This is a genomic window from Microbacterium sp. CCNWLW41 (assembly GCF_037083505.1).
The window spans coordinates 976621-1002063 of sequence record NZ_JBAOJP010000001.1 but is presented as its reverse complement, the minus strand read 5'-3'; the positions used below and the strand labels follow the sequence as shown (position 1 = coordinate 1002063).

At 72.0% G+C, this 25443-nt stretch carries 21 protein-coding genes; 6 read left to right on the top strand and 15 right to left on the bottom strand.

What is annotated here, in order from left to right; translation table 11 throughout:
- Positions 1-8: 8 nt before the first annotated feature.
- The 8 genes from V6R91_RS04430 to V6R91_RS04395 all read right to left on the bottom strand — a co-directional run bounded on the left by V6R91_RS04430 (position 9) and on the right by V6R91_RS04395 (position 7102).
- Positions 9-1466 (bottom strand): HNH endonuclease signature motif containing protein, encoded by a 1458-nt coding sequence (locus V6R91_RS04430; RefSeq protein ID WP_336394370.1) that lies wholly within the window; start codon positions 1464-1466, stop codon positions 9-11.
- A gap of 123 nt (positions 1467-1589) precedes the next feature.
- Entirely contained in the window at positions 1590-2333 is a 744-nt protein-coding gene (locus tag V6R91_RS04425) for a sulfite exporter TauE/SafE family protein (protein ID WP_336394369.1), read from the bottom strand.
- 1 nt (position 2334) lies between these two features.
- On the bottom strand, positions 2335-3318 hold the full coding sequence (gene cofD, locus V6R91_RS04420; protein ID WP_336394368.1) for a 2-phospho-L-lactate transferase: 984 nt from the start codon (positions 3316-3318) through the stop codon (positions 2335-2337).
- Positions 3319-3323: 5 nt separating this feature from the next.
- On the bottom strand, positions 3324-4166 hold the full coding sequence (locus V6R91_RS04415) for a uroporphyrinogen-III synthase (protein ID WP_336394367.1): 843 nt from the start codon (positions 4164-4166) through the stop codon (positions 3324-3326).
- Positions 4167-4368: 202 nt separating this feature from the next.
- On the bottom strand, positions 4369-4647 hold the full coding sequence (locus V6R91_RS04410; protein WP_336394366.1) for a hypothetical protein: 279 nt from the start codon (positions 4645-4647) through the stop codon (positions 4369-4371).
- On the bottom strand, positions 4637-5038 hold the full coding sequence (locus tag V6R91_RS04405; RefSeq protein WP_336394365.1) for a phage holin family protein: 402 nt from the start codon (positions 5036-5038) through the stop codon (positions 4637-4639). The genes V6R91_RS04410 and V6R91_RS04405 overlap by 11 nt, the downstream gene beginning before the upstream one ends.
- A gap of 4 nt (positions 5039-5042) precedes the next feature.
- On the bottom strand, positions 5043-5432 hold the full coding sequence (locus tag V6R91_RS04400) for a hypothetical protein (protein ID WP_336394364.1): 390 nt from the start codon (positions 5430-5432) through the stop codon (positions 5043-5045).
- Between the two features lie 98 nt (positions 5433-5530).
- Positions 5531-7102 carry a protoporphyrinogen/coproporphyrinogen oxidase gene (locus V6R91_RS04395; protein ID WP_336394363.1) on the bottom strand — a complete coding sequence of 524 codons (1572 nt, stop codon included), beginning with the start codon at positions 7100-7102 and terminating at the stop codon, positions 5531-5533.
- 78 nt (positions 7103-7180) lie between these two features.
- Between V6R91_RS04395 and V6R91_RS04390 the strand changes: the two genes are divergently transcribed.
- The 4 genes from V6R91_RS04390 (at position 7181) to V6R91_RS04375 (ending at position 10326) form a co-directional block, all read left to right on the top strand.
- A complete protein-coding gene (locus V6R91_RS04390; RefSeq protein ID WP_336394362.1) occupies positions 7181-7762 on the top strand; it encodes an HhH-GPD-type base excision DNA repair protein in 582 nt (193 codons plus the stop codon).
- Complete coding sequence (locus tag V6R91_RS04385; protein ID WP_336394361.1) at positions 7762-8184, top strand: DUF1801 domain-containing protein; 423 nt, start codon at positions 7762-7764, stop codon at positions 8182-8184. The genes V6R91_RS04390 and V6R91_RS04385 overlap by 1 nt, the downstream gene beginning before the upstream one ends.
- A 108-nt stretch (positions 8185-8292) precedes the next feature.
- On the top strand, positions 8293-8760 hold the full coding sequence (locus V6R91_RS04380) for a hypothetical protein (RefSeq protein ID WP_336394360.1): 468 nt from the start codon (positions 8293-8295) through the stop codon (positions 8758-8760).
- A gap of 63 nt (positions 8761-8823) precedes the next feature.
- Complete coding sequence (locus tag V6R91_RS04375; RefSeq protein ID WP_336394359.1) at positions 8824-10326, top strand: flotillin family protein; 1503 nt, start codon at positions 8824-8826, stop codon at positions 10324-10326.
- Between the two features lie 68 nt (positions 10327-10394).
- On the opposite strand, the gene V6R91_RS04370 is transcribed toward V6R91_RS04375, so the two are convergent.
- From V6R91_RS04370 to V6R91_RS04360, 3 genes are all read right to left on the bottom strand, one after another.
- Positions 10395-11780 (bottom strand): glycine--tRNA ligase, encoded by a 1386-nt coding sequence (locus tag V6R91_RS04370; protein WP_336394358.1) that lies wholly within the window; start codon positions 11778-11780, stop codon positions 10395-10397.
- A gap of 110 nt (positions 11781-11890) precedes the next feature.
- Positions 11891-13726: a glycoside hydrolase family 15 protein gene (locus tag V6R91_RS04365; protein ID WP_336394357.1), complete on the bottom strand. Its 1836-nt coding sequence runs from the start codon at positions 13724-13726 to the stop codon at positions 11891-11893.
- Positions 13727-13784: 58 nt separating this feature from the next.
- Positions 13785-14162, bottom strand: coding sequence for a DUF4870 domain-containing protein (locus V6R91_RS04360; RefSeq protein ID WP_336394356.1), 378 nt, complete (start codon positions 14160-14162; stop codon positions 13785-13787).
- 464 nt (positions 14163-14626) lie between these two features.
- On the opposite strand from V6R91_RS04360, the gene V6R91_RS04355 reads away from it, so the two are divergent.
- The gene (locus V6R91_RS04355; RefSeq protein WP_336395041.1) at positions 14627-20938 is read left to right on the top strand and encodes a rhamnogalacturonan lyase family protein; all 6312 of its coding nucleotides are present in this window, start codon (positions 14627-14629) and stop codon (positions 20936-20938) included.
- Positions 20939-21039: 101 nt separating this feature from the next.
- Here the strand turns inward: V6R91_RS04355 and V6R91_RS04350 are convergent, their stop codons facing one another.
- From V6R91_RS04350 to V6R91_RS04335, 4 genes are all read right to left on the bottom strand, one after another.
- On the bottom strand, positions 21040-21801 hold the full coding sequence (locus V6R91_RS04350) for a hypothetical protein (RefSeq protein ID WP_336394355.1): 762 nt from the start codon (positions 21799-21801) through the stop codon (positions 21040-21042).
- A 243-nt stretch (positions 21802-22044) separates the two neighbouring features.
- Complete coding sequence (menC, locus tag V6R91_RS04345; RefSeq protein WP_336394354.1) at positions 22045-23178, bottom strand: o-succinylbenzoate synthase; 1134 nt, start codon at positions 23176-23178, stop codon at positions 22045-22047.
- Positions 23179-23237: 59 nt separating this feature from the next.
- Positions 23238-23402: a hypothetical protein gene (locus tag V6R91_RS04340; RefSeq protein ID WP_336394353.1), complete on the bottom strand. Its 165-nt coding sequence runs from the start codon at positions 23400-23402 to the stop codon at positions 23238-23240.
- A 95-nt stretch (positions 23403-23497) separates the two neighbouring features.
- Positions 23498-24445 carry a cyclase family protein gene (locus V6R91_RS04335; protein WP_336394352.1) on the bottom strand — a complete coding sequence of 316 codons (948 nt, stop codon included), beginning with the start codon at positions 24443-24445 and terminating at the stop codon, positions 23498-23500.
- Positions 24446-24635: 190 nt separating this feature from the next.
- Between V6R91_RS04335 and V6R91_RS04330 the strand changes: the two genes are divergently transcribed.
- Entirely contained in the window at positions 24636-25442 is an 807-nt protein-coding gene (locus V6R91_RS04330) for an SDR family oxidoreductase (RefSeq protein ID WP_336394351.1), read from the top strand.
- Position 25443 lies beyond the last annotated feature (1 nt).

Sequence of the window (25443 nt, the reverse complement as noted above, 5' to 3'; positions counted from 1 at the left end):
GGCAGCACTCACTCCCGGGCGACGAACCGCAGACCCGGCGGCGGGCGATCGATGTAGCGTCGGCCCAGTGGACTCGTCCACGCGAGCACGCCGCCGGAGTGCTGCTCGACCTGCCACGGAGTGTGATGCTTCAGCGTGTGATGTCGGCGGCACAGGTGGGCGAGATTCGTGTGCTCGGTCGGACCGCCGTGCTGGTGATCGATGGTGTGGTCGATGTCGGAGCGCCACACGGGCATGCGGCAGCCGGGGAATCGACAGTGCTCGTCGCGTGCCCGGAGGTGACGCCGCTGGGCCTCGGTCGGGAACCTGCGATCGACCGCAAGGACATCGCCCGAGACCGGATCGGTGAGCACGCGATCCCAGAGGGTCGCCGCACCCAGCAGCCGCCGCGCGGACTCGGGGTCGATCGGCGCGCGCCCGGTGAGCACGGGCGCGGGGCCGTCATCGCCGACGAGCGTCTGGAAGGGCACCGTGAGCTGCACGATCGCCTGCAGTGCATCGATGCCTTCACCCCCCGACCGGTCGACCCCCGCGATCGTCGGATGACCTGTGAGCACGAGGTCGCACATCGCGTCGGCCCGCAGCTGATCCATCGTTCGGTCGTCGGGGTCGGGAGCATCGAGACCGATCGTGCCGGCGTGGCGATCAGGCGCGTCCTCGCCCTCGCCGAACGCGCCGAACGCGCCGACCGCGCCGACCGCGCCGACCGCGGCATCTTTCACCGATCGCGCGATTCGCGTCAGGCGATCGTGGATGCCGTGCGCCAGCACCGACGGGAGCAGCGCCCACAACTCGGTCATCCCGTCGTCCACGTCGTGAAGCGTCACTCTCCGCCCGACACGGGCCTCGGCGTGACGCTCGGCGATCGTCGACGGCGCGTAGTCTTCGGCGATCGACGTCGCGACCACGCGCAGGCGGCCGGTCGTGAGCCCGGCGGCGCGGTCGAGCACGGCGGCCTCGTAGGACGCTCGGCCCTCAGGTGACGCGACCCGCACGCCCGCGTCGACCACGACCCGGGCGTGCGGCAGCGAGAGTCGCCCGGCTTCGAGCGCCGACATGGTCTGCGGGAAGCGGTCGCGCATCACAAGCGCGTCGTCCATGCGCTGCTCGATCGTGCGGTCGGCCATGCCGACGGCGCACGCGAGCTCGGCGGCGACGTTGCGCACCGACAACAACGGGGCGTCGTCGCGCATCGTGCCGTCTTCGAGGGCGAGGTCCATGGCCTCGGCCAGCAGCCGCACCTGCGCACCCTGCCACCGCGCGATCTGCTCGGTGGCCCTCTCCCACTTGTACAGCAGCTCCTCGCGGCGCATCGCCACGACATCCCACTTGTGCCTCGACTCCATGCGCGGCCCGGTCTCCAGGGGCCCGTCGTACGGCTCTTCCCACCCCTCGGCGGCCAACTCACGCTCGCGCCAGAGCATCGCTTCGACCTCTTCGTCGAGAATCGGCGGCGGTGCGTTCATGCGTCTATTGTCGCGCCGGCCTCCGACATCATCTTCGAGTCCACAGGATCATCCACATGTGGATGATCGAAGATCGGAACGACGAGGAACGTCCCCATCCCAGTCCGAACCGCGCCCGGGAACCTACGACACGAGCAGGTACGTCGCCCCCACGATCGTGAACGCGATCACCAGTCGCTCGAACACCGTCTGATCGAGCCGATCCGCGATCCAGCGGCCGGCCAGGGCCGCGACGATCACGAACGGCACGAGCACCAGGTCGATGAGCAGCCCCGGGACCGTGATGATGCCGATGCCGATCGAGAACGGCACCTTGAAGAGGTTCACGATCGCGAAGAACCAGGCGGCGGTGCCGAGGAAGGCCTTCACCTCGAACCGAGCGGCGAGGAAGTACATCGACATCACCGGACCGGCGGCATTGGCCACCATCGTGGTGAACCCGCCGAGCGAGCCGTAGGTCGCGGCGGCGACGCGGTGCGGCCCGTCCGTGTCGACCTGCGAGACGAACCGCCGGCGCAGCAGCGTGATCGCGATGACGGCGAGGAGGATCACGCCGATCGTCCGCTTGACCCACAGGTCGTCGGCGAACCACAGGAAGACGACGCCGGCCAGCACGCCGGCCACCACGGCCGGCGCGAGCCGCAGCAGGGTGCGCCAGTCGGCGTGGCGCCGGTACATCGTCACCGCGAAGATGTCGGCGACGATCAGCAGCAGGAGCAGCACGCCGGTCGACTGCCGCGCCGGCAGGACGGCGGCGAAGATGGCGACCGCGATGGTCCCCGCTCCCGGCACGGCGGTCTTCGAGAGCCCGACGATCACCGCCGCGACGCCGAGGAGCACCCACGCCCACCAGGCGAGTTCCGGCACGTCAGACCCCGGCCGCCGCGAGGGCGGCCTCGGCGAGCGCGGCACGGCGCGCGGCATCCGTCATCCACAGCGGACGGACGAGGGAACGGATGCCGTGCCCTGTCACCTCGTCGGACGCGGACGAGTCCTCCTCGGCGATCAGCCAAGCGTCGAGGATCCCGCCGGCGCCGCGGGCCCCGTAGAGGGAGGCGACGGCGGCCGCCGAGGTGTCGACGCCGATCGCGGTGAGGCACACGTCGGCCATGCCGCGCACGACCTTCCCGCCGATGATCGGCGAGACGCCGACCACCTGGGCGGGCGCAGCGCGCAGCGCGTCGCGGACGCCGGGCACGGCGAGGATGGGGCCGATCGACACGACCGGGTTCGAGGGCGCGACGAGCACGGCATCGGCGGCCGTGATGGCGGCGGTCACGCCGGGCGCGGCTGCTGCGGCCTCGATGCCCGGATTCTCGAACCGGGCGGGAGCGAGGGTGGCGCGGTGGCGCGTCCACCACTCCTGGAAGTGCAGGCGCGTGCCGTCGCTCAGCACGACGACGGTGTCCACCTCGTCGTCGGTCATCGGCAGCAGTCGTGCTCCGAGGTCCCACCGCCGCGACATGCGCTCGAGCACGCCCGTGGGCGTCGCGCCCTCGCGCAGCCACCCGGTGCGTGCGAGATGGGTGCCGAGATCGAGGTCGCCGAGGGTGAACCACGGCCATCCGGCTCCCCACTCCTGGAGCTCGTGGTTGACGCGCTCGCTGTCGCCCTGGCGGCCCCACCCCCGCTCGGCGTCGTTCACCCCCGCCAGGGCGTAGGTGATCGAGTCGACGTCGGGCTGGAGCCGCACACCCGAGAGCCACAGATCGTCGCCCGTGTTGACCACGACGGTCAGCGCCGAGGCGGTGTCGTCGACCCCCCGCTCGCGCAGCGCGTCGCGCACGCCGAGCACGAACTTGGAGCCGCCGACGCCGCCCGCGATCACGACGACGCGCGGTGAGTCCGTCACCGGGCTCAGCTCCGGTCGGCGCGCAGCTGCGGCAGCACACCCGTCTTCGGGGCGAACTCGTCGGCGGCGTGGGGCAGGTCGAACTTGCCGACCGCGTCGATGAGGGCGTCGACCGTCTGCGCGTCGGCGACGACGTCGACGTCGAGCCCGGCGCGGCGGGCGTCGCGGGCGGTGCGCGGGCCGATGGCGGCGATCAGGGTCGTGCGCGGGATCACGGGGAACTGGTCGTGCACCTGCTCGGCGACCGAGCCGCTGGTGACGAGGATGGCGTTGATGCGACCGGAGCGGACGTCCTCGGCGATGCGCTCGGTGACGGGGACCCCGACCGTGCGGTACGCCACGACGCTGCGGACGCGGTGGCCGGCCTCGGTGAGCATGCGCGTGAGCACGGGCTTGGCGATCTCGCTGCGGAGGGTGAGGATGTCGCGGGCCTGCGGCTCGAGCGCGATGAGCTGCTCGGCCATGCCGGCGGCGGAGTTGTCGCGCTCGGGGACGAGGTCGACGCGATACCCGACGGCGAGCAGCGCCGCCGCGGTCGTCTCGCCGACCGCCGCGACCTTGGTCGTCGGCGGCACGACGGCACGGTAGGCGTACAGCACGTCGACGGTCGTGGCACTGGTCACGGTGAGCCAGTCGAAGGCGCCGGCGGCGAGGTCGGCGATCGCCTGCTCGAGGGTGGCCTGGTCGTTGGTCGGGGCGAAGTTGATCAGCGGCGCGATGACCGGGGTCGCGCCCTGACGGCGCAGGGTGGCCGCGACGCCGTCGCCCCAGGGGCCGCCACGGGGCACGAGGACGCGCCAGCCGGTGAGCGGCTTGGCGGACTGGTGCTGTGCTGCGGCGGTGTTCATAAGGGGGTCGACTCTCGATGGTGCTCAGTCGGCCGCCCACGACGTTCGAGCAGCCGATTGCGCGATTGGAATCGGGTTCGCGCGATCGGCAGCATACGCACCATTGCACTGCCTTGCCTCACGAGCATACCCCTCCTTGCGGGAGGCGGGGACCGCCGTCGGGGGACGGTGGCGGCGAGGGCGGCGGGCGGAGCGGTCCGGGTCAGCGGGTGTAGAGGCGGACGAAACCCCACACCGCGGCACCGACTGCGGCGGCGGACACGATCACCGCGACGGCGGCCAGCGCGGGATTGCGGCGCTGGAAGGTGCGGGCCCGGTCGATCCCGACATCGAGCGCGCGCCCGGCGCGCCGGGGCAGGTTCGCCTTCTCCTCGATGGCGGCGAGGGCGGCCTTCAGCTCGGTGCGCGCCTGCACCACGGGGTCGGCGATGCCGAGGGGGACGGCGGTGCGCGGGACCGGCACGACGGCGTCAGAGCTCATCGCGGACCTCCTTGACGTCGAGGGCGATCGATTCCACCGGGTTCTGGCGTTCGCCGATCTTGCGGAAGCGCAGGATGCCCAGCAGCGCCAGCACCGCGGTGATGATCAGCATGCCGAAGAAGACGACGAGCGCTGAGAGCCACACCGGCCACCAGGACGACAGCCCGGCGATCACGAAGGTGCCGAGCACGGGGACGGACCAGAACAGCACGAACAGCGCCGCGAAGACCCACAGGGCGCCCCAGCCCCCGTCCTTCGCCGTCCGGGCGAGCCAGACCTTGGCGGCGTCGATCTCGGCGATGACGAGGTTGCGGACCAGCTCCGGGATCTCCCCGACGAGGGTGAGCAGGCTGTCGTCCGCGCGGTCGCGGAAGCCACGCGGTGTGGTCATCACGTCAGGCCCCGCCGCGTCCGTTCTCGGAGGGGTCCCCGACCGCGTCGTCCACGGCGTCCTTCACGGCCTCCGCGGAGGTCTGCGCCGCCCGGCCGACGTCGTCGGAGGAGTCTTTCCCGACCTTGATCGCGGCGTCCAGGCGCTCGCCGGGAGTGCCCTTCGAACCGGCGGCCTTGGTGACCTTGACGGCCGAGTCCCAGATGGTCGAGGGCAGCGCCATCGTCTGGGACTTCGCGAAGTCCTTGACCTTGACGACCTGCTCCTGCACCTGGTCCATGTTCCAGACCTTGAGCCACTGCTCCTTGATCTGCTCGTAGCGCTCGCGACCGGCCCTGCTCCCGAGCACGTACCCGATGGCGATCCCGACGACGAGTCCTGCTTTGCCCTTCATGAGGTCTCCTCACGCTCGGTGTGACCTGACGATGCTCCCAGGGTAGCCCTGTATGCCGATCAGGGCATCCACCCTTGACACCGCTCGCCGCGCGGTGTTCACTTCTTCGGCCCGGCTCCCCACAGCACGCGACGACGGAGCTCGTCGGCCTGGTTCTGCGCGTCGGCGACGACCCGCGCAAGCCCGCTCCCGGCGAGCCATGCGCCCACCACCGCCAGATCCGGAACCCTCCCGGCGTCGGCGCGGACGCCCGCGGCGCGCTCGCGCTGCCCCATCGCCGAGGCGGGCGGCGCCAGCCTGTACACGCCCCGGTGGAAGCCCGCGACGCGGTCGGCGTCGAGCGGGACGCCGAGCAGGGCGGACGCCTCGCCCGCAGCGAGCGCGGCGGCGTCGGCATCCGTCATCCCGGCCGTCGCCGGTGTGGCGCCGGGCCCGCCGAACGCCACGCGCACGACGTGCCGGCCCGGGCCCGCCGCGCGGGCGAGCCACTCCCACCGCGCGGTCTCGTGCACGAGACCGCTGGCCCGGCCGGTGCCGGGGACGGCGTGGACGTGCGCGCCGCGCGGCGCCGCGTCGAGCTCGGGCGCGTCGAGCACGAGCGTCACCACCTCGCGGACGATGCCGGCGGGCGATGTCTGCGCGAAGGCGGCGTCGCCGAGCACCGGCCCGAGAAGTGCGCGCGCGGCCGCCTCATCGGCGGCGACGACGACCGCGTCGGCGGTGAGCTCGGCCGGCCGGACGGGCCCGCCCGCCGGCGCCGCAGTGTCACCCTCCGGCGCCGCGGGCTCCTCGAGCGTGACGCTCCATACGCCGTCGTGCCCCGCCAGCCCGGTCGCACGGGCTCCGGTGTGCACCACGGCGCCGCGCTCGGCCAGGCGCGCGGCGAGCGCGGCGACGAGCTGCGGCATCCCGCCGTCCAGTCCTTCGATCGAGCCACCCCGGGACGCGTCGATGCGGAGCTCGGCGACCGCGCCGCTCAGCGACCCCGTGCGGGTGAGCGCCGAGCCGAGCCCGGGCGCGGCGACCACGACGTCGACGTCGTCGGGCGCGACGCCGAAACGGTCGAGGGTGAGAGGCGCGACGAGGCGGTCGCGCACCTTCTCGCCCATGCGTCCGCCGACGAGCCGGCCGAGGCTGCGCTGCTTCCCGATGGTCAGCGGCGGCCGCAGGCGGTCCAGGTACGCGCGCCAGGTGCCGCTCCAGCCGATGATGCGGCGCACGCTCTCGTCCCACGGGTTGGCGGGGATGCCGAGCACCTGCTCGGCCGGAAGCGGTGCGGCCGCACCCTTGGGCAGTCCCGCGATCCACTCGCTGTCATCGCGCGGCCGTACGATCGCCGCGTCGGGCAGCACCTCGTCGATCAGGGCGCGCACCGCGCCGCCCCGGGTGGACCAGCACGTGACGCCCGTGTCGAGGTCGAGTCCGGCGATGCGCGTCGCCCCGATCGTGCCGCCGAGTCGATCGGATGCCTCGACCACCGTCACATCCATGCCGACCTTCGCGCACTCCCACGCGGCGACGAGTCCGGCGATGCCGCCGCCGACCACGACGATGCGCGTGTCGCGGGCGTGGGCGACGAGGTCCGGGAGGGGTTCGGCGGCCGGGCCCACGCGCCCGGAGGCTCCGGGCGACGCAGCGGCGGCGTCTGGGGTGGGCGCGGGGTCGGTCACGGCATCCATCCTCCCATCCGGGTGGTCCTCCCCTCCGGCACTGTGCCGCCGCGGCGGGGCGGGTGGGAGACTGGGGCCATGACGCTCCACATCACGGGCGACGACGCCGCCGACCGCCTGCTGACCGACGACCCGCTCGCGCTCCTCATCGGCATGCTGCTGGACCAGCAGGTCGCGATGGAGACCGCGTTCGCCGGCCCGCTGAAGATCTCCGAACGCGCGGGCACGCTCGATGCCTCGGCACTCGCGAGCTTCGACCCGCAGGCGTTCGCCGAGCTGTTCGCGGCGACGCCCGCGGTGCACCGCTTCCCCGGGTCCATGGCCGCGCGCGTGCAGGCGCTGTGCGCCGCGGTGGAGCAGGAGTGGGGCGGCGACGCCTCGGCGATCTGGCGACAGGGCGAGCCGGACGGCGCCACCGTCCTGAAGCGCCTCAAGAAGCTGCCGGGCTTCGGGGAGCAGAAGGCCAAGATCTTCCTCGCGCTGCTCGGCAAGCAGTACGGGTACACCGGCGACGGCTGGCGCGAGGCATCCGCCCCCTACGGCGAGGAGGGGTCGTACCGCAGCGTCGCCGACATCGTCTCGCCGGAATCGCTGACCAAGGTGCGCGAGCACAAGCGCGCGATGAAATCCGCGGCGAAGAGCGGCGGCGGAGGGGTCTGATGAAGAAGACCGGAGGGGACGTCGACGAGTTCATCGCCGCCGTCACGCCCGCCAAGCGGCAGCGGGACGCGGCGGCCATGGTGCAGCTGATGCGCGACGTCACGGGCCGCGAGCCCGAGCTGTGGGGCACGATCATCGGCTTCGGCTCGTGCCATTACCGGTACCCGACCGGTACGGAGGGCGACGCACCGATCGCCGGGTTCGCGCCGCGCAGGCAGGCGACGACCGTCTATCTGCTCCGCACCGACGCGCACGCGGAGCGCCTCGCGCAGCTCGGGCCGCACGACACCGGCGTCGGCTGCCTGTACATCAAGGATCTGGACACCGTCGACACCGCGGTCCTGCGCGACATCGTGGCGGAGGACTACCGCAGGGTGATGGAGGGCGACACCGGACCGGCGACGCTCACCGTCACGGACTGAGGCGGCCGGGCACCCGGTTCTCCCCAGGCGGGCGGTTCCCGCGAGCGGTGAGACACCCAGTCCCACTAGGGTGGGGGGACCTCGCCCCTCGCCCTTCGTGGAGATCCCGTGCTGCCGTTCCTGATCGTCGGAGGCGTCGGCCTCGCCGTCCTGCTGATCTCGCTCATCGTCGGCGACATCTTCGACCACTTCGACATCGGCGACGGCGCCATCTCGGGCACCGCCCTCGGCATCGCCGCGGTCGTGTTCGGGGCGTCCGGCGCATTGACCTACACCAGCGGCCTCGACACGGTGTGGGCCTACGTGCTCGCGGCGGTGCTCGCCGTGCTGGCCTACCTCATCGCGGTGCTCTTCGTGAAGCGGCTGACGCAGAGCTCCGACGGGGCACCCGCCTCCGCGGTCGGGCTGTCGGGCGTGACCCGCTCCACGGTGTCGCCCGCCGGCGGCGAGGTGAGCCTCGACGGTCCGCAGGAGGTCGAGCGCCGGCTCGCGTACGCCGACGAGACCATCGTCGAGGGCGTGCGGATCCGCGTCGTCGAGCACTCCGGCACCCGCGTCAAGGTCGTCGCGGAGTAACCCTCGTCCCGGCCGCGTGCGGGTGGGGGACCCGGCGCGGCACCCACACAGGAAAGGTCGTCCATGACCAACGAACTCATCCAGGTCATCGCGGTCGTCGCCCTCATCGTGGCGGTGCTCGGTCTGATCACGTTCATCGCGCGCCGCATCCGGCGCGTCCCGCCCAACGAGGCGCTCGTGATCGTCGGCCGCGGTGCGGGCAAGCCCGACCCCAGCGAGATCGGCAGCGGCCAGCGCGTCGTGATCGGCGGCCGCACCTTCGTCTGGCCGATCCTCCAGCAGGGCTTCTCGATCTCGCTCGAGCAGCGCCAGATCGGCATCACGGTCGAGGGCGTCGACAAGAACCGCATCAAGATCGCCATCAAGGCCTCGATCAACTTCAAGGTGTCGGGCACCGAAGAGGGCGTGCGCCGGGCGGCGCAGCGCTTCCTCTCGCAGCAGGACCTGCTCACCGAGATCATCAAGGAATCGCTCGAGGGGTCGCTCCGCTCCATCGTGGGCGACATGACGATCGAGCAGATCATCTCCGACCGCAAGAGCCTCTCCGACCGCGTCGTCGCCGAGACCAAGGCCGACCTCGTCGAGCAGGGGCTCCAGGTGGACCTCCTCAACATCAGCGACATCTCGACGCCGGGCAGCGACTACCTCGCGAACCTCGGTCGCGCCGAGGCGGCTCGCGCACGCCAGGTCGCCGAGATCAGCGAGGCCGAGGCGTCCCGCGCCAGCGAGTTCGCGCGCATCGAGGCTGCGGAGCAGATCGCCGAGCGCCAGAAGGCGCTCGCCCTCAAGCAGGCGACGATCAAGGCCGAGACCGACCGCGCCAACGCCGAGGCGCAGGCGGCCGGTCAGCTGGCGACCGCCGAGCAGGACAAGCTCGTCGCCGTGCAGGAGCGCGAGGCGCTGACCGAGCAGGCGCTGGTGACGCAGGAACGCCTCGACATCGAGATCCGCAAGCCCGCCGAGGCGCAGGCGTACGCCGAGGTGCAGCGCGCGACCGCGCAGCGCGATGCGGCGAACGCCGCGACCGAGGCCGACGCCTACAAGCGCACGAAGATCGCCGAGGCCAACAAGGTCGCCGCCGTGCAGGACGCCGAGGCCGCCGCCACCGCGGTCCGCGTGTCGGGCGAGGCCGAGCGCGACAAGCAGGTCGCCCTCGCCGCCGGCATCAAGGCCGAGGGTGACGCCCGGGCGTCCGCGATCCAGGCCGAGGGTCTCGCCGAGGCCGCCTCGACCGACGCGAAGGCCCTCGCCCTGCAGAAGTACGGCGAGGCCGCGCTCGCGCAGGAGATCATCTCGCGCCTGCCCGAGATCGTCCGCGCCGCCGCCGAGCCCATCGCCTCGATCGACAAGCTCACCGTGGTCTCGACCGACGGCGCCTCCGAGATGACCAAGACGGTGGGCAAGGTGCTCGGCGAGGGCACCGAGGTCGTCAAGGGCCTCACCGGCCTCGACCTCCACGCGCTCCTGCAGGGCTACGCGCTGAAGGCCGCCGGCGCCGACGGCCTCGCCGTGTCGGGCGCGGCCAAGGCGGCGTCGGACGGCGCGAAGAGCGCGGCGAACGGCTAGACCCGTGGAACGGCGGATGCCTCGACCCGGCCGGGTCGAGGCATCCGGCCTCGCGTGAGAGCGAGGGGTCAGGCGCCCTTGAGACGCTCCGCGAGGTAGGCGTGCAGACCCTCGAGCGGGACGCGCTCCTGCCCCATCGTGTCGCGGTCGCGGACCGTGACGGCGCGGTCGTCGAGCGAGTCGAAGTCGACGGTCACGCAGAACGGGGTGCCGATCTCGTCCTGACGGCGGTAGCGGCGGCCGATGGCGCCGGCGTCGTCGAAGTCGATGTTCCACTGGCCGCGCAGGGTCTCGGCGACCTCGCGCGCGATGGGCGAGAGCTGCTCGTTGCGCGACAGCGGCAGCACCGCGGCCTTCACCGGCGCCAGGCGCGGGTCCAGCTTGAGGACGGTGCGGGTGTCGGTGCCGCCCTTCGCGTTCGGCGCCTCCTCCTCGTGGTACGCGTCGACGAGGAACGCCATCATGCTGCGGGTGAGGCCGAACGAGGGCTCGATGACGTAGGGGATGTACTTCTCGCCCGACGCCTGGTCGAAGTAGGTCAGGCTCTGACCCGAGGCCTCGGTGTGGCTGCCGAGGTCGTAGTCGGTGCGGTTGGCGATGCCCATGAGCTCGCCCCACTCCTTGCCCGGGAACCCGAATCGGTACTCGACGTCGATCGTCCCGTCGGAGTAGTGCGCGCGCTCCTCCTCGGGCACGTCGAACCGGCGCATGTTGGCCGGGTCGATCCCGAGGTCGACGAACCAGTCCCAGCACTCGTCGACCCAGTGGTCGAACCACTCCTGCGCCTCCGCCGGCGGCACGAAGTACTCGATCTCCATCTGCTCGAACTCGCGGGTGCGGAAGATGAAGTTGCCGGGGGTGATCTCGTTGCGGAACGCCTTGCCCACCTGGCCGATGCCGAACGGCGGCTTCTTGCGGCTGGCGGTGAGCACGTTCGAGAAGTTCACGAAGATGCCCTGCGCGGTCTCGGGGCGGAGGAAGTGCAGCCCCGACTCATCGTCGACGACGCCGAGATAGGTCTTCACCAGGCCCGAGAACGCCTTCGGCTCGGTGTACTGCCCCTTCGTGCCGCAATTCGGGCACGGCACGTCGGCGAGGCCGTTCTCGGCCTTGCGACCCTTGCGCGCCTCGAAGTCCTCGACGAGGTTGTCGGCGCGGAAGCGCTTGTGGCACTGCAGGCACTCCACCAGCGGGTCGGTGAAGGTGGCGACGTGACCGGATGCCTCCCACACGCGCTTGGGCAGGATGATCGACGAGTCCAGGCCCACCATGTCGCCGCGGCCGCGGACGAACGTCTGCCACCACTGGCGGCGGATGTTCTCCTTCAGCTCGGTGCCGAGGGGGCCGTAGTCCCATGCCGACCGGGATCCGCCGTAGATCTCACCTGCCTGGAACACGAACCCGCGATGACGGGCGAGGCTGATGACTTTGTCGAGGCGAGACTGCTCGGCCACGGTGGCTCCAATGGTCGGGAGAGGGGATGCACGAGGGTGCTGATGATCTCGATACGCTCGCAGAGCGAGCACTCGATCCGGCGGCCGCGTGAAACGGCCATCCGTCGATTCTAGTGATCGAGCAGCCGGTCCAGGTTCACGGCCGCGTTGATGAGCGACAGGTGGCTGAACGCCTGCGGGAAGTTGCCCAGCTGCTCGCCGGTCAGCCCGATCTCCTCGGCGTAGAGCCCCAGGTGGTTGGCGTACGTGAGCATCTTCTCGAAGGTGAGGCGGGCCTCCTCGGTGCGTCCGGTGCGCGCGAGCGCGTCGACGTACCAGAACGAGCAGAGCGTGAAGGTGCCCTCCGAGCCGCGCAGCCCGTCGGGCGACGCGGCCGGGTTGTAGCGGTAGACGAGGCTGTCCGACACGAGCTCCGTCTCCATGGCCGCGAGCGTCGAGAGCCACCTGGGGTCGCGCGGCGATATGACACCCATGACCGGCATGATGAGATTCGCGGAATCCAGCACATCGCTGCCCTCGGCCTGCACGAAAGCGCCGCGATCTGCGTCCCACGACGTGGCCATGAGCGCCCGGTAGATCTCATCCCGCCCGCCGCGCCATCGCACGATGTCGGCGGGCCGGCCGCCGGATTCGGCGAGACGGATGCCGCGGTCCAGCGCCACCCAGCACATGAAGCGGCCGAACGTGAACTTCTTGCGTCCGCCGCGGGTCTCCCAGACCCCCTCCTCGGGCCTGTCCCAGTTGTCGCACACCCAGTCGAGCATGCGGCTCACCTCGGACCATTCCCCGTCACTGAGCTGGAAGCCGTGCTCGGCGGCGAGCCGGATCGAGTCCATCGCCTCGCCGTAGATGTCCAGCTGCAGCTGATCGGCGGCGCCGTTGCCGATGCGCACCGGTGACGAGTCGCGGTAGCCGCGCCACCCGGGCAGCGTCGTCTCGGCCAGATCGGACGATCCGTCGACGCGATACATGATCTTGAGCGGGCCGGACTCGTCGCCCGCGCTCTCCTGCACCCGGTCGGTGAGCCACTGCACGAAGGCCTCCGCCTCGTCGCGGTAGCCGAGCCCCAGCAGGGCCTGCACCGAGAAGGACGCGTCGCGGATCCAGGTGTATCGGTAGTCCCAGTTGCGCTCGCCGCCGACCTGCTCGGGCAGTCCCGCCGTCGGCGCGGCGACCAGGGCGCCGCTAGGCGCGTAGGTGAGGAGCTTCAGCGTGATGGCCGATCGGTGGACCGTCTCGCGCCAGCGTCCGCGATACGTCGAGCGCCCCACCCAGTCGCGCCAGAAGCGCTGCGTCTCGGTGTACATCCGCTCGAGCTCGTCGATCGAGACGCGCCGGGGCGCCGCCCCGCCCGTCTCGAGGAGCACGCCCGTGCGATCGCCGGCGTGGAGCGTCCCGTGGACGCGCAGCCCGCCGTCGATCAGCTCGATCGTGCCGGCCTGCTGATCGCCGCGGCGGATGATCTCGCCGACGCGGTGCACGGTGAGCGCCTGATCGCCGCCGCGGAACAGCACCCCGTCGCCGACCGCCGGCTCGACGCCGGTGTGGGCGACGGTCCCGTACGCGAACGCGGGCCGGATCTCGCCGACGAACGTCATCGACCCCCGGACGACGCGGATGAGGCGGGCGATGCGGTGCCGGTCGGTCGGCTCGTCGCCCGCGATGGGCATGAAGTCCAGGACCTCGCCGACGCCCTCCTCGGTCATGAACCGCGTGAGCAGGATGGCCGTGTCGGGCAGGTACAGCTGCCGCGTCACGTAGTCGTCGGTCTCGGGGCGCACGCGGCAGAAGCCGCCTCGCTGCGCGTCCAGGAGCGACCCGAACACGCTCGGCGAGTCGAACCGCGGCGCGCAGAACCAGTCGATCGACCCCTCGGTGTCGACGAGCGCGGCGGTCTGCAGGTCGCCGATCAGCCCATGGTCCGAGATGTCGGGATACTCGCTCATCGGTCCGCTCCCCTGCTCGTCCCCGCCGTCCGCCGTCGCCACGGCAGACCGCGCCGTCTCAGCTGATGAAGGAGATGGTCACCGGGTACTTGTACCAGTCGCCGCGGTTGGCCTTCACCGCGGCGACGATGCACAGCACGATGTTGAGCACGTACGCGGCGATGAGGATGAAGATGCCGATGATCACGACGCTCAGCACCGCGCCCACGATGTAGGCGATCAGCAGGGTGAGCTGGAAGTTGAGCGCGGTGGCGGTGTGGGCGCGGACGAACGGGCCCCGGTCCTTGAGCACGAGGAAGCCGATGAGCGGCGCCAGGAATCCGAAGAACAGGCCGCCGAGGTGCACGAGGGTCGCCCAGAGCTTCTCGTCGGCGGGCGACATCGGCTGCGGCGGAGGGGCGGCGCCGTACGCGGAGGGAGGTGGAGGGGTCGTCATGGCGTCAGCCTACTGGCGCGCACAGGACCGGCAGGAGGGGGATGCCCCCCGACGTCACGGCGGGGCGGCCCTCCCACCGCGCGCGGCGCCCGGACGCCGCGATGGCGCGGGCCCGCCGCCGGGGTGGTCCGTAAGCACCCCGGCGGCGGGGGTTTGGGAAAGCGTTCGCCCGAGAACCTAGGCCACAGGTCGCCGGTGGCGCAAGCCTCGGCGGCGACATCGCAAAAACGTTTCAGAAATGTCTTGCCCCTCCGCCCGGCCGCATGTCAGACTGCCAGCGGCTTCCATCGGAATACGCTTTCCGTCGGAGCCGACAACAAATCGGACCGGAGTATCCCCACCCCGGCCCGACCGGACAGGGCTCGAGTCCGTACGCGCCCGGTTCACGTCGACGGCTGTCGCGATGTCGCGTCCGCCGCCGTCATCCTTTGCCGATGCTGACAACAGGAGGAACCGTGCCCCACGTGTCCGCACGCGCCGACGGCGCGCAGCGACCCGCTGACCACGCCCCCATGCCCCGGGCTCCCCGCCACGGGCTCCGCCTCGCCGCGATCGCCGGCGCCACCGCCGTCGTCGCGGCCCTGCTCACCGCGACCCCGGCCGCCGCGTCCCTCGCCCCCGCCGAGGACGGAGCGTGGCGCTTCGACTTCGGCACCGCGTCGAGCCCCGTGGCGGACGGCTGGCAGCAGGTGCTCACCACGTCGCTCCACACGGCGGAAGCGGGGTGGGGCATCACTGTGCCCGACGGCGCCACGCTCTTCGACCGCGACCGCACGGGCAATCGCACGCCGGCCGATCCCGTCGCCGAGGACTTCGTCGCCGGGACGAACTGGGGATTCCTCCTCGACGGCGTGCCGGTCGGCGAGTACGACGTGACCCTCACGATCGGCGACGCCCTGACGGGGACCTCGGGCACCAACGCGACGATGTCGCTCGAGGGGATCGTCCAGACCCGTCTGATCACCGGCGGCGCGGCGACCACGACGGAGACGTTCCGCACCACGGTCGAAGACGGCCAGCTCACCGTGGGCTTCACCGGCAGCGGGCTCGGCGCGTACGTCAACGGCCTCGTCGTCGCGCCGGTCGTGCCCGACGCCCCCGCGGACCTCGCCACAACGCGGGTCGCCTGGAACGGCGTCGACCTCGCGTGGTCGCCCGCGGACGGCGCCGCGACCTATCAGGTGCTCCGTGCCGACGTCGTCGGCGACACCACCGGCGAGTTCTCCCAGATCGCCGAGACCACGGCGCCCTCGTACTCCGACACCTCTGTCGTCGAGGGCGCCTCGTACGCGTATGCGGTGGTCGCCGTGAGCGCGTACGACCGCACCTCGGAGCGGACCGCCGAGGTGCGCAGCGGCGTGATCCCCGCGCTCGTCGCGCCCGAGGCCCCGAGCGACCTCGCGGTCTCGCAGGTGACGCGGGAAGCCGTCGTCCTGACCTGGTCGGCGGTGGCCAACGGCGACGAGTACGTCGTCGAGCGCGCCGGCGCCGACGGCGTCTTCGCCGAGATCGCCACGCTGACGACACCCGGGCACACCGACACCGTCGACACCTCGGCGGAATGGTCCTACCGCGTGACGGCCCGCAATCTGGCTGGGGCCTCCCCCGCGTCGGCGGTCGTCATCGCGCCCGCCTACGTCGCGCCCGCCCCGCTCCCCGAGAGCGACGTCGTCACCTTCGACTTCGGCCCCGGCGCGGTGGCCGAGGGAGCGCTCGGCGTCACCTCGTCGACCGCGTTCAGCGACGAGTGGGGCTACGGCTTCTCGACGGCCCCCGCCGCCGAGACGCCCGACGTCGACCGCGGCACCGACGACGCCCTGCGCAGCGACTTCGTCGCCGTCGCGGGGGCGACCTTCGAGGTGGATCTCGGCGCCGGCGACTACTCCGTGCAGCTGGTGGCGGGCGACGAGGAGAGCCCGACGACCACCACGATGACGGCGGAGTCGATCGCGAAGGTGCAGTCCAACCCGCAGGGCGCGGGCTCGTACCTGCAGATGGCGTTCCCGATCGCCCTGGTCGACGGCCGCCTCACCCTGCAGTTCGGCGGGGACGCGGCATCCGTCAACGCCCTCACCATCACGCGACTGCCCGAGCGCGTCGCGGGCGCCATCACGACGGCGTACCTCACGGGCGACTCGACCGTGCAGACCTACGACCCGATCGCCTACGCGCCGCAGGCGGGGTGGGGGCAGATGCTCGATCGGTTCCTCGCCGACGACATCGCCGTCGCCAACCACGCGATCGGCGGCCGCTCGTCGAAGAACTTCCTCACGCAGGGCCGCCTCGACGAGGTGCTGCGCAGCATCCGTCCCGGCGACTACCTGTTCGTGCAGTTCGGGCACAACGACGCCACCCAGGGCGTCGACGACCGCTACGCGAGCCCTGAGGACTACAAGGAGTATCTGCGCGTCTACGTGGAGGGCGCACGGCAGCGCGGTGCGACCCCGATCCTCGTCACGCCGGTGTCGCGGCGCAGCTTCGACCCCGCGACCGGCCTCTTCAACGTCAGCTTCCCGGAGTACGTGGCGAAGATGACCGAGCTCGCGGTCGAGGAGGACGTGCCGCTGGTCGACCTGTCGGCCTCCAGCCGGGCCTACCTCGACGAGATCGGCCCGGAGGCGGCCAAGGCGGTCTTCCTCCACGTCGACCCCGGCGTGTTCCCCAACCGTCCCGCTGGGACCGTCGACGACACGCACTTCCAGGAGTACGGCGCCATCCAGATGGCCCGCCTGGTCGCGCAGGACGTCGCCGGCCTCGACACCCCGCTCGCGGCCAAGGTCTCCGACATCGAGCCGCCCGCCGAGGTGCCGCCGGCGCCGCAGAATCTCGTCGCGGGTGCGATCAGCAACGGCGGGGCGACGCTGCAGTGGGATGCCTCGCCGACGGCGGACATCTACAAGATCCACCGTCAGGCCGTCGCCGACCCCGATCCGGAGTGGGCCCTCGTCGGCATGGTGACCCAGACGAGCTCGATCGTGCAGGGTCTCGCGGAGGGCACCGCCTACCGGTACCGCGTCGTCGCGGTCAACGGCCGGGGCGACTCCGAGCCGAGCGCCGTGGTGACCTTCACCACGAAGCAGGCGCTGTACAAGTACGACTTCCAGCTCGCGGGCAACCCGCTCATGGCCGGCTACACCGAGGTCACTCCCGACCTCACGTACACGACCGAGCGCGGCTACGGCTTCCTCGGCGTCCTGCCGGCGAACGCCGGGCGCGATCGCGGCGCGGCCGAGGGCTCGAACGACCTCGTGCGCGACTTCGTGCTCCCCGGCGACAGCTCGACCTTCGCGCTGGACGTGCCCAACGGCACGTACTCGGTGAAGACGTACTCGGGCGACTGGATCGGCTCGAGCCGGACGAGCTTCCGCATCGAAGGAAGGGACGCAGGTTCGGGCAACGCCGGCCGCGCCTCGGTCAACGCCACGCTGCGCGGACCGTTCCTCGTCACCGACGGTCAGCTGAACGTCGAGGCCTACGGCGCAGCGTCGGGCACACGTCTCAACGGCCTGGAGATCACGCCGATCCTGCTGGGTCCGGTGGGGCTCGAGGTCACCGACGTCGACGCCGACCCGGCCGCGCCCAGCGTCTCGCTGGCGTGGGATGCCGAGCCGGACCTCACCTGGAACGTCTACCGTCAGTCCCCGTTCGACGCGAAGCCGGTGCGGATCGCCGCGGTCGACGAGCCCGCGTACGTCGACACGACAGCCCGCGTGGGTCTGGACTACGAGTACCACGTCACCGCGATCGACCAGACGAAGCTCGAGTCGGTGCCGTCGGCGACCGCCGAGGTGTCCTTCGTCGACCCGGAGGTGACGCCGCCGGCCGCACCGGACGGGCTGACCGTCGAGGGCATCGAGAAGAACTCGGTGGAGCTCTCGTGGGCGCAGCCGCTGGGCGCGCTGTACTACCTGGTGTTCCGCTCCGAAGTGGAGGGCGAGCGCGGCGAACTGATCGGCGTGGCCGATACGAGCCGGTTCACCGACGGCGAGGTGCTCACCACGATCCCGTACTTCTACACGGTGGTCCCGGTGAACGCGGGCGGCGCCGGTGCGGCGTCGGCACAGCTGAAGACGGAGGCCGTGACGGTGCTGCAGCGGCAGGCGGAGTACCTCGATCGCGCTCCCGCGGCGGTGGCGACGGATGCCGGCAACCTGGTGTCGTGGCGCATGCTCGGCACCGACCCCGACAGCGTGGCGTTCCACGTCTACCGTGACGGCGCGCGGGTCACCACGACGCCGATCACCGACTCGACCAACTTCCTGGACGAGGCCGGGGACGAGGCATCCGTCTACTTCGTCACGAAGGTGCTGGACGGCGTGGAGGTCACCGACACCGACGAGTTCACGGTGCAGACCGGTGCATACCGCTCGGTGCCGCTGGACAAGCCGGCGGACGCCTACTCCAAGGACGGCCAGCCGTACGGCTACCGCGCGAACGACGTCAGCGTCGGCGATGTCGACGGCGACGGTCAGTACGAGCTGTTCGTGAAGTGGGATCCCACGAACTCGAAGGACAACTCGTCCGGCGGGTACACCGGGAACGTCTACCTCGACGTCTACCGCCTCGACGGCACGCGGCTGTGGCGGATCGACCTCGGGGTGAACATCCGGGCAGGCGCCCACTACACGCAGTTCCAGGTGTACGACTACGACGGCAACGGCCGCGCCGAGGTCATCATGAAGACCGCCGACGGCACGATCGACGGCACCGGTCAGCCGATCGGCAACGCCGGCGCCGACCACCGCAACAGCTCGGGCTACGTGCTGACCGGACCGGAGTACCTCACGGTCTTCGACGGCGCCACCGGTGCCGCCATCGACACGGTGGACTACGTGCCGGCCCGAGGCGACGTCGGGGCGTGGGGCGACACGTACGGCAACCGGGTCGACCGGTTCCTGGCGGGCACCGCCTACCTCGACGGCGAGCACCCGAGTGCGGTGTTCAGCCGCGGGTACTACACGCGCGCCGTCGTCGCCGCCTACGACTTCGACGGCGAGCAACTCACCGAGCGGTGGGTGCTCGACTCGAACGACGAGGGCAACGAGGGACTGTACGGCGAGGGCAACCACAACCTGTCGGTGGCCGATGTCGACGGCGACGCCAAGGACGAGATCGTCTTCGGCTCGGCGACGATCGACGACGACGGCGAGGTGCTGTACGCGACGGGGCTCGGCCACGGCGACGCGCTGCACGTGTCGGACCTCGTCCCGTCCCGCCCGGGCCTGGAGGTCTTCGCGGCGCACGAGGACATGAGCTCGTCGCAGAACCGCGGCGCGACCATGCGCGACGCGCGCACCGGCGAGATCCTCTGGGACATCCCGGCGGACCGCGACACCGGCCGTGCCGCCTCCGGCGACATCGACCCCCGCTACGAGGGTGCCGAGGGCTGGGCGGTCGGCGGCGACGCCGCGTGGAACTCGCGCGCGGGGTACCTCATGTCGGCGGACGGCGAGCGCATCGGCAGTGCGATCCCGGCGGCGAACTTCCTCGCCTGGTTCGACGGCGACCCGCTGCGCGAGATCGTCGACCACGAGTTCGACGACGGGCCGCGCACCGGCGTGCCGACCGTGTCGAAGTGGGACGCGGAGTCGCAGTCGTCGGAGGTGATCCTGCGCGCCGAGGGCGCCCTGTCGAACAACGACACCAAGGGCACGCCCAACGTGCAGGCCGACCTCTTCGGCGACTGGCGCGAGGAGATCGCGTGGCGGTCGGCCGATTCGACCGAGCTGCGCATCTACTCCACGACGGACGAGACCGACCTGCGTATCCGCACGCTGATGCACGACCCGGTCTACCGCCTGTCGGTGGCGTGGCAGAACACCGGCTACAACCAGCCGCCGCAGACGAGCTTCTTCCTCGGCGACGGCATGGAGCAGCCGCCGGCACCGCGCATCGCGGTGACGGGCGACCCCTCGGGGGCGACCGACACCACCGCCCCGGTGGTGAGCGGGCTGCCCGCCGACGGCACGCTGCTGGCGAGCACGGCGGCCCTCACGGTGGAGGTGACCGCGGACGACCCGGAGTCGGGCGTGCGCAACCTCGACATCGCGTTCGACGGCGAGCCGGTGGCCCCTGGCCAGGTCATCGAGCTCGACGGGCTGGTGGGAACCCACACGCTCACGGTCAACGCCGTGAACCACGACGGCCTGGTCACCCAGGCGTCGGCGCAGCTGCTCGTGTTCGACGACGAAGGTCCGACCGCGGCGCCGGGCCGCGGCATCCTGTCGACGAACTCCGGCTGGGACGACGGTCTCCACGACGGGACCTTCACGGTGTCGATGAATCTGTGGCACGGGGTGAACGGCGCGGTGTACAGGCTGTACGAGAACGGCGCGCTGATCTCGACGACGCTGCTGGACGCCGACTCGCCGAACGCGCAGGTGTCGACCGTCGACGTGAGCGGCAAGCCCAACGGCACGTACGTGTACACGGGTGAGCTGATCAACGCCGCAGGCGCCACGGCGACGTCGTCGGTCACCGTGAAGGTGGCGGATGCCGCTCCCGCGGTGCCCGTCCTCTCGCACGACAACCGCGACAAGGACGGGAACTACACCGTCACCGCGAACCTGTGGTGGGGCACCAACGGCACGAGCTACCGGCTGTACGAGAACGGCGTGCTGATCGACGAGCAGGCGCTCGAGGCGGCATCCCCGAACGCGCAGCAGGCCCGGACCGCGATCGCGGGACGCGCGCCCGGCACGTACACCTACGTGGCGGAGTTCGCCAACGCCGCCGGGGCCACCAGCTCCAAGGCGATCACGGTGACGGTGCGGTAGCCCGACCAGCGCCGGACGCGGCCGGTCGCCCTCGGGCGGCCGGCCGCTCGCCGTTCGTGGCGCTGACTTCGGGTCGCTCGGCGCGGGGCGCGCGGCGATGGTCAGCCGGCGAAGCCGCACCAGGAGGCGACCCACGACAGGATCCTGCCCCGCATGTCCTCGCCGACGAAGAGCTCGACCTCGCCCGCCTCGCCGTCGACGGCGACGCGGACGCCGAAGATCGTCCCGCGCTTGTCCTCCTGCACGGCGTGCGGGTCGCAGCGGGTCGGTGTCAGCGGAAGGGAGACGACCGAGGGCTCCGCCTCCGCCGCGGCGATCTCGCGCTGCAGCGGGTACAGGTCCGCCTCGGGCGGGAGTCCCGCGAAGCCGAGCAGGTTCGTCCGCTCGATGCCGACGAGGGTCGCCGCGGCATCCCCGGTGGGCGCGACGGTCAGCTCCAGGGCGGCCGGCTCGCCGGGGGGCGACGGCGTGAACCCGGTGAAGGCGAGGGAGGCGGCATCCGTCACCCGCTCGAGCAGGCACTCGCGCGCGTGCAGCGCCGCGACGAACCCGAGCGGATCGGGAGCGGACGCCGTCATCTCGGCGCTGCCGTCGTCGCCGACGATCTCGAGCACGGCCTCGGCCTCGGCGTCGTCGGGCACGGAGCACTCGACGGGAGGCAGCTGGACGCGGATGTCGGCCGCGCCGCCCGCGGGGATCGTGCTGACGCGACCCTCGATCACGCGGGTGACCGGGCCCTCGAACCGCGGGTCTTCGACGCGCACGGCACCGACGGTGACCGCGGCATCGGACGCGTTCGCCACCCGCACCTGGGCCTGTCGCGGTCCGACGTCGGAGCGCAGCTGGTGCAGCTCGACGGTCACCCCGGCGGGCAGGCTCGGCGTGGCCGACGGCGCCGGTGTCGGCGTGCAGCCGGCGAGCAGCAGAATCCCCGCGACAACCGCGCCGATCCGCCCGCGTCGGCCTGGCCTCTCGACCGCCGGCCGTACCGTTCGCAGGACCGATCCCGGCCCTCGCCCCGGTGCGGCGGCGTGTCGGGGCCTCCGTCGCCCTTCCGTCGTGCGAACGGTACGCCGCTGCGCGCGCATGGCCGGATCTGCGCCCGGCTACCGGGTCAGCGTCTCGCGCGCGACGGTGAAGTCGTCGAAGGCGACCGGGTCGATCTCGACGCCGAGCCCGTGGCCGGTGGGCACCCGCACGTGCCCGTCCTCCAGGACGGCCGGCTCGGTGACGATGTCGCGGCGGTAGAAGCGGTCCGACGCCGAGACGTCGCCGGGCAGCGTGAACCCGGGGAGGGCGGCGAGCGCGGCGTTGGCCGCGCGGCCGATGCCCGTCTCGAGCATGCCCCCGCACCACACCGGGACGCCGGCGGCGAGGCAGCGGTCGTGGATGCGCACCGCCTCGAGATATCCACCGACGCGGCCCGCCTTGATGTTGATGACGGATGCCGAGCCCAGCGCGAGCGCGTCGGCTGCGGCCTTGTCCGACACAATCGACTCGTCCAGGCACACCGGCGTGCGCAGGCGCCGCGCGAGCGTGGCGTGGTCGACGAGGTCGTCCTCCTGCAGCGGCTGCTCGATGAGGAGCAGGTCGAAGCGGTCCAGCTCCGCCAGGGTGTCGGCATCCGCCATCGTGTAGGCGGAGTTCGCGTCGACCTGCAGCGGGATGCCGCCGAACGCGTCGCGCACGGCCGCCGTGTCGGCCACGTCGCGGCCGGGCTTGATCTTGATCTTGATGCGCACGTACCCCTCGTCGAGGTAGCCGCGCACGGTGTCGACGAGCGCGGCCGGGTCGCGCTGGATGCCGACGGACACCCCGCTCGGCACGCGGTCGCGCACGGCGCCGACGTATGCGCCGAAGCTGCGCCCCTCGGCGCGCAGGGCCGCGTCGAGCACGGCGAGCTCGAGGCCCGCCTTCGCCATGCGGTGCCCCTTGAACGGCTCGAGCGCGCCCGCGATCTCGTGCGGGGCGATGAGGTGGCGGTCCAGCAGAGCCGGCACGAGGAAGCGCAGCGAGACGTCCCACGCGCCCTGCGTGTACTCGCTCGAGTAGAGCGGGTCGGACTGCGTCACGATCTCACCCCAGCCCTCGCCGTCAGAGGTCAGCGCACGGACGACGATGACCTCGCGCACCGTCTCGGTGCCGAACGACGTCGTGAACGGGGCGACCAGCGGCACGTGCAGCACGCGCAGCTCGAAGCCTTGCAGGGCGACGGATGCCGCCGGGGTGGCGATGGGCATGCGCTCAGCGTACGCCCGGGCCCGAGCAGTGCCTCGGCCTGGAGACCGGGCGTGGCGGGTCAGTGGGCGAAGCGCTGCGGCACGACGTCGCGACGCACCGGCACGTACGTCGAGCGGGCGATGCGCGGCCGGCGCCGGCGGGGCTCGCGGGGGGCGGTGTGCTGCGCCTGGCCGCGCATGGTGTCGGTCAGGGCGACGATCAGGGTCTCGATGTGCTCGCGCATGGCTTCTCCTCGTTCGCCTGAGAAGAGCGGCGGAGCCTCGCGCTGATACGTCCCTCTTACGGCACCCAGGGACGCCCGTCAGGCAGGGAGGTGCGTCAGGCGGGGACCTCGGCGAAGGCCCGCACCGGGAACGTGCCGAAGCCCGCGACGGCAGGCGGGGCGGCGGTGAAGCGCGCACCCCGCGCGGGCAGGGATCCGAGGTTGGTGAGGTGCTCGACGACGTGCACCCCCGCACCGAGGAGCAGCGAGTGGGCGGGGCGCTCGCCTCCTCCCGCACCCGTCGCAGGGTCGGCGTCGTCGATGTTGACCGAGTCGATGCCGACCAGCACGGCCCCGGCGTCGATCAGCCACTGCGCGGCCTCGCCGGTGAGGAACGGCGCGCCGGCGCCGTACTCCGGCAGCCCGAACCAGCGGTCCCAGCCGGTGTGCAGGAGCACGGCGGCTCCGCGCACGTCGCGATCGGCGAGGGTGGTGGAGCGGATGCCTCGGCGCGCGGCATCCCACGCGTCCTCGAGGTGGAACACCTCGGCGCGCAGCCCCACCAGTGTCGAGAGGTCGAGCCCAGCGAGGTCGCTGCCCTCGGCGTAGCGGTGGTACGGCGAGTCGAGGTAGGTGCCGGTGTTGCCGATCATCGTGATGACGTCCATCGCGAACTCGGTGCCGGGCGCGTAGCGGGCGCGGGAGTCCTCGCGGGTGAGATGCGGCGTGATGGTCGGCGCCGGCAGCCCGGGGTACGTGACGAGCCCGGCGCGGATCGGGTGGCTGAGGTCCACGACGCGGGTCGCGCCCTGCGTCGCAGTCGCTCCGGCGTCGACGCCGCGGCTGCCGCGGTGCGGCTCCTCGACCACCCGCAGGGCCCGCAGCTCGACCTCGTCGACGAGGGCGAGGCCGAGGTGGATGACGAGGAGGCGCGCCACCTCGTCGTCGGCGACGTCGGCCGACGGCAGATCCAGCCGGAATCCCGTGCCGGACAGCGCACCGCCGTTGGCGAAGCGGATATCGAAGTCGAAGTGCGCGCGATACTGCGCAGGCGAGGTCGGCATGCCGGTCAGCCTAGACAGGATCACCCGCGGTCGACCGGAGGAAAAACGCGAAGCAGCGGACGATTCCCGCCGATCTCTCCTCCTTCCTCCGGCCGTCCTCGACGGGGCCGCCGGCGGCGTCGCGTAGCCCCGGGGCGCCGCGAGCGCAACCCCGTGCCACCGCTGAGAGCGCGCTCGTAGCCTCGAGCCCATGCAGACCTTCGACTTCTCCCCGCGCCGCGCGATCGTGACCGCCTCGGACTCGGGCATCGGGCAGGCGACGGCCATCGCCCTCGCCGAGGCCGGCCTCGATGTCGGCATCACCTGGCACAGCGACGAGGAGGGCGCCCAGCGAACCGCCGATGCCGTCCGCGAGCGGGGCCGCACCGCGGAGGTGGCGCGGTTCGACGCCACCGACCTGGACGGCGTCGCGCCGGCGATCGACGGGCTCGTCGAGCGGCTCGGCGGGCTGGACGTCTTCGTGAACAACGCCGGCGGCGGCTCCGGCGGCCCGTTCCTCGAGGTGTCGATCGAGGACTGGCGGCAGGTCGTCGCGCTGAACCTCGACGGCGCCTTCGCCGCGCTCCAGGCGGCGGCGCGGCACATGGTGCGTGCCGGGCAGGGCGGGCGCCTCATCGCCATCACGAGCGTGCACGAGACGCAGCCCCGGGTGGGCTCGGCCGCCTACGTCGCCGCCAAGCACGGCCTGGGCGGCCTCATCGAGACGATGGCGCAGGAGCTCGGCGAGCACGCCATCACCGCGAATGCCGTCGCACCGGGCGAGATCGCGACGCCGCTGACCGACCAGGACCCGGAGGACGCCGAGCGCACGCACCGCCCGGGCATACCGCTCGGGCGGCCCGGCAAGCCGGAGGAGATCGCGGCGGTCGTCGCGTTCCTGGCGTCGCCCGCGGCGAGCTACGTGACGGGCGCGAGCTGGACGGTCGACGGCGGGATGCTGCAGATGGGGCCCCAGGCGGGCTCGCACCTGAAGAGCGACGAGTGGCGGAAGGGATGAG

Excerpts from the sequence above, each read along its gene's own strand:
- V6R91_RS04430 (WP_336394370.1), bottom strand. The coding sequence starts at position 1,466 with ATGAACGCACCGCCGCCGATTCTCGACGAAGAGGTCGAAGCGATGCTC.
- V6R91_RS04415 (WP_336394367.1), bottom strand. The coding sequence starts at position 4,166 with ATGAACACCGCCGCAGCACAGCACCAGTCCGCCAAGCCGCTCACCGGC.
- V6R91_RS04410 (WP_336394366.1), bottom strand. The coding sequence starts at position 4,647 with ATGAGCTCTGACGCCGTCGTGCCGGTCCCGCGCACCGCCGTCCCCCTC.
- V6R91_RS04405 (WP_336394365.1), bottom strand. The coding sequence starts at position 5,038 with ATGACCACACCGCGTGGCTTCCGCGACCGCGCGGACGACAGCCTGCTC.
- V6R91_RS04400 (WP_336394364.1), bottom strand. The coding sequence starts at position 5,432 with ATGAAGGGCAAAGCAGGACTCGTCGTCGGGATCGCCATCGGGTACGTG.
- V6R91_RS04390 (WP_336394362.1), top strand. The coding sequence starts at position 7,181 with ATGACGCTCCACATCACGGGCGACGACGCCGCCGACCGCCTGCTGACC.
- V6R91_RS04385 (WP_336394361.1), top strand. The coding sequence starts at position 7,762 with ATGAAGAAGACCGGAGGGGACGTCGACGAGTTCATCGCCGCCGTCACG.
- V6R91_RS04375 (WP_336394359.1), top strand. The coding sequence starts at position 8,824 with ATGACCAACGAACTCATCCAGGTCATCGCGGTCGTCGCCCTCATCGTG.
- V6R91_RS04365 (WP_336394357.1), bottom strand. The coding sequence starts at position 13,726 with ATGAGCGAGTATCCCGACATCTCGGACCATGGGCTGATCGGCGACCTG.
- V6R91_RS04360 (WP_336394356.1), bottom strand. The coding sequence starts at position 14,162 with ATGACGACCCCTCCACCTCCCTCCGCGTACGGCGCCGCCCCTCCGCCG.
- menC (WP_336394354.1), bottom strand. The coding sequence starts at position 23,178 with ATGCCCATCGCCACCCCGGCGGCATCCGTCGCCCTGCAAGGCTTCGAG.
- V6R91_RS04340 (WP_336394353.1), bottom strand. The coding sequence starts at position 23,402 with ATGCGCGAGCACATCGAGACCCTGATCGTCGCCCTGACCGACACCATG.
- V6R91_RS04335 (WP_336394352.1), bottom strand. The coding sequence starts at position 24,445 with ATGCCGACCTCGCCTGCGCAGTATCGCGCGCACTTCGACTTCGATATC.
- V6R91_RS04330 (WP_336394351.1), top strand. The coding sequence starts at position 24,636 with ATGCAGACCTTCGACTTCTCCCCGCGCCGCGCGATCGTGACCGCCTCG.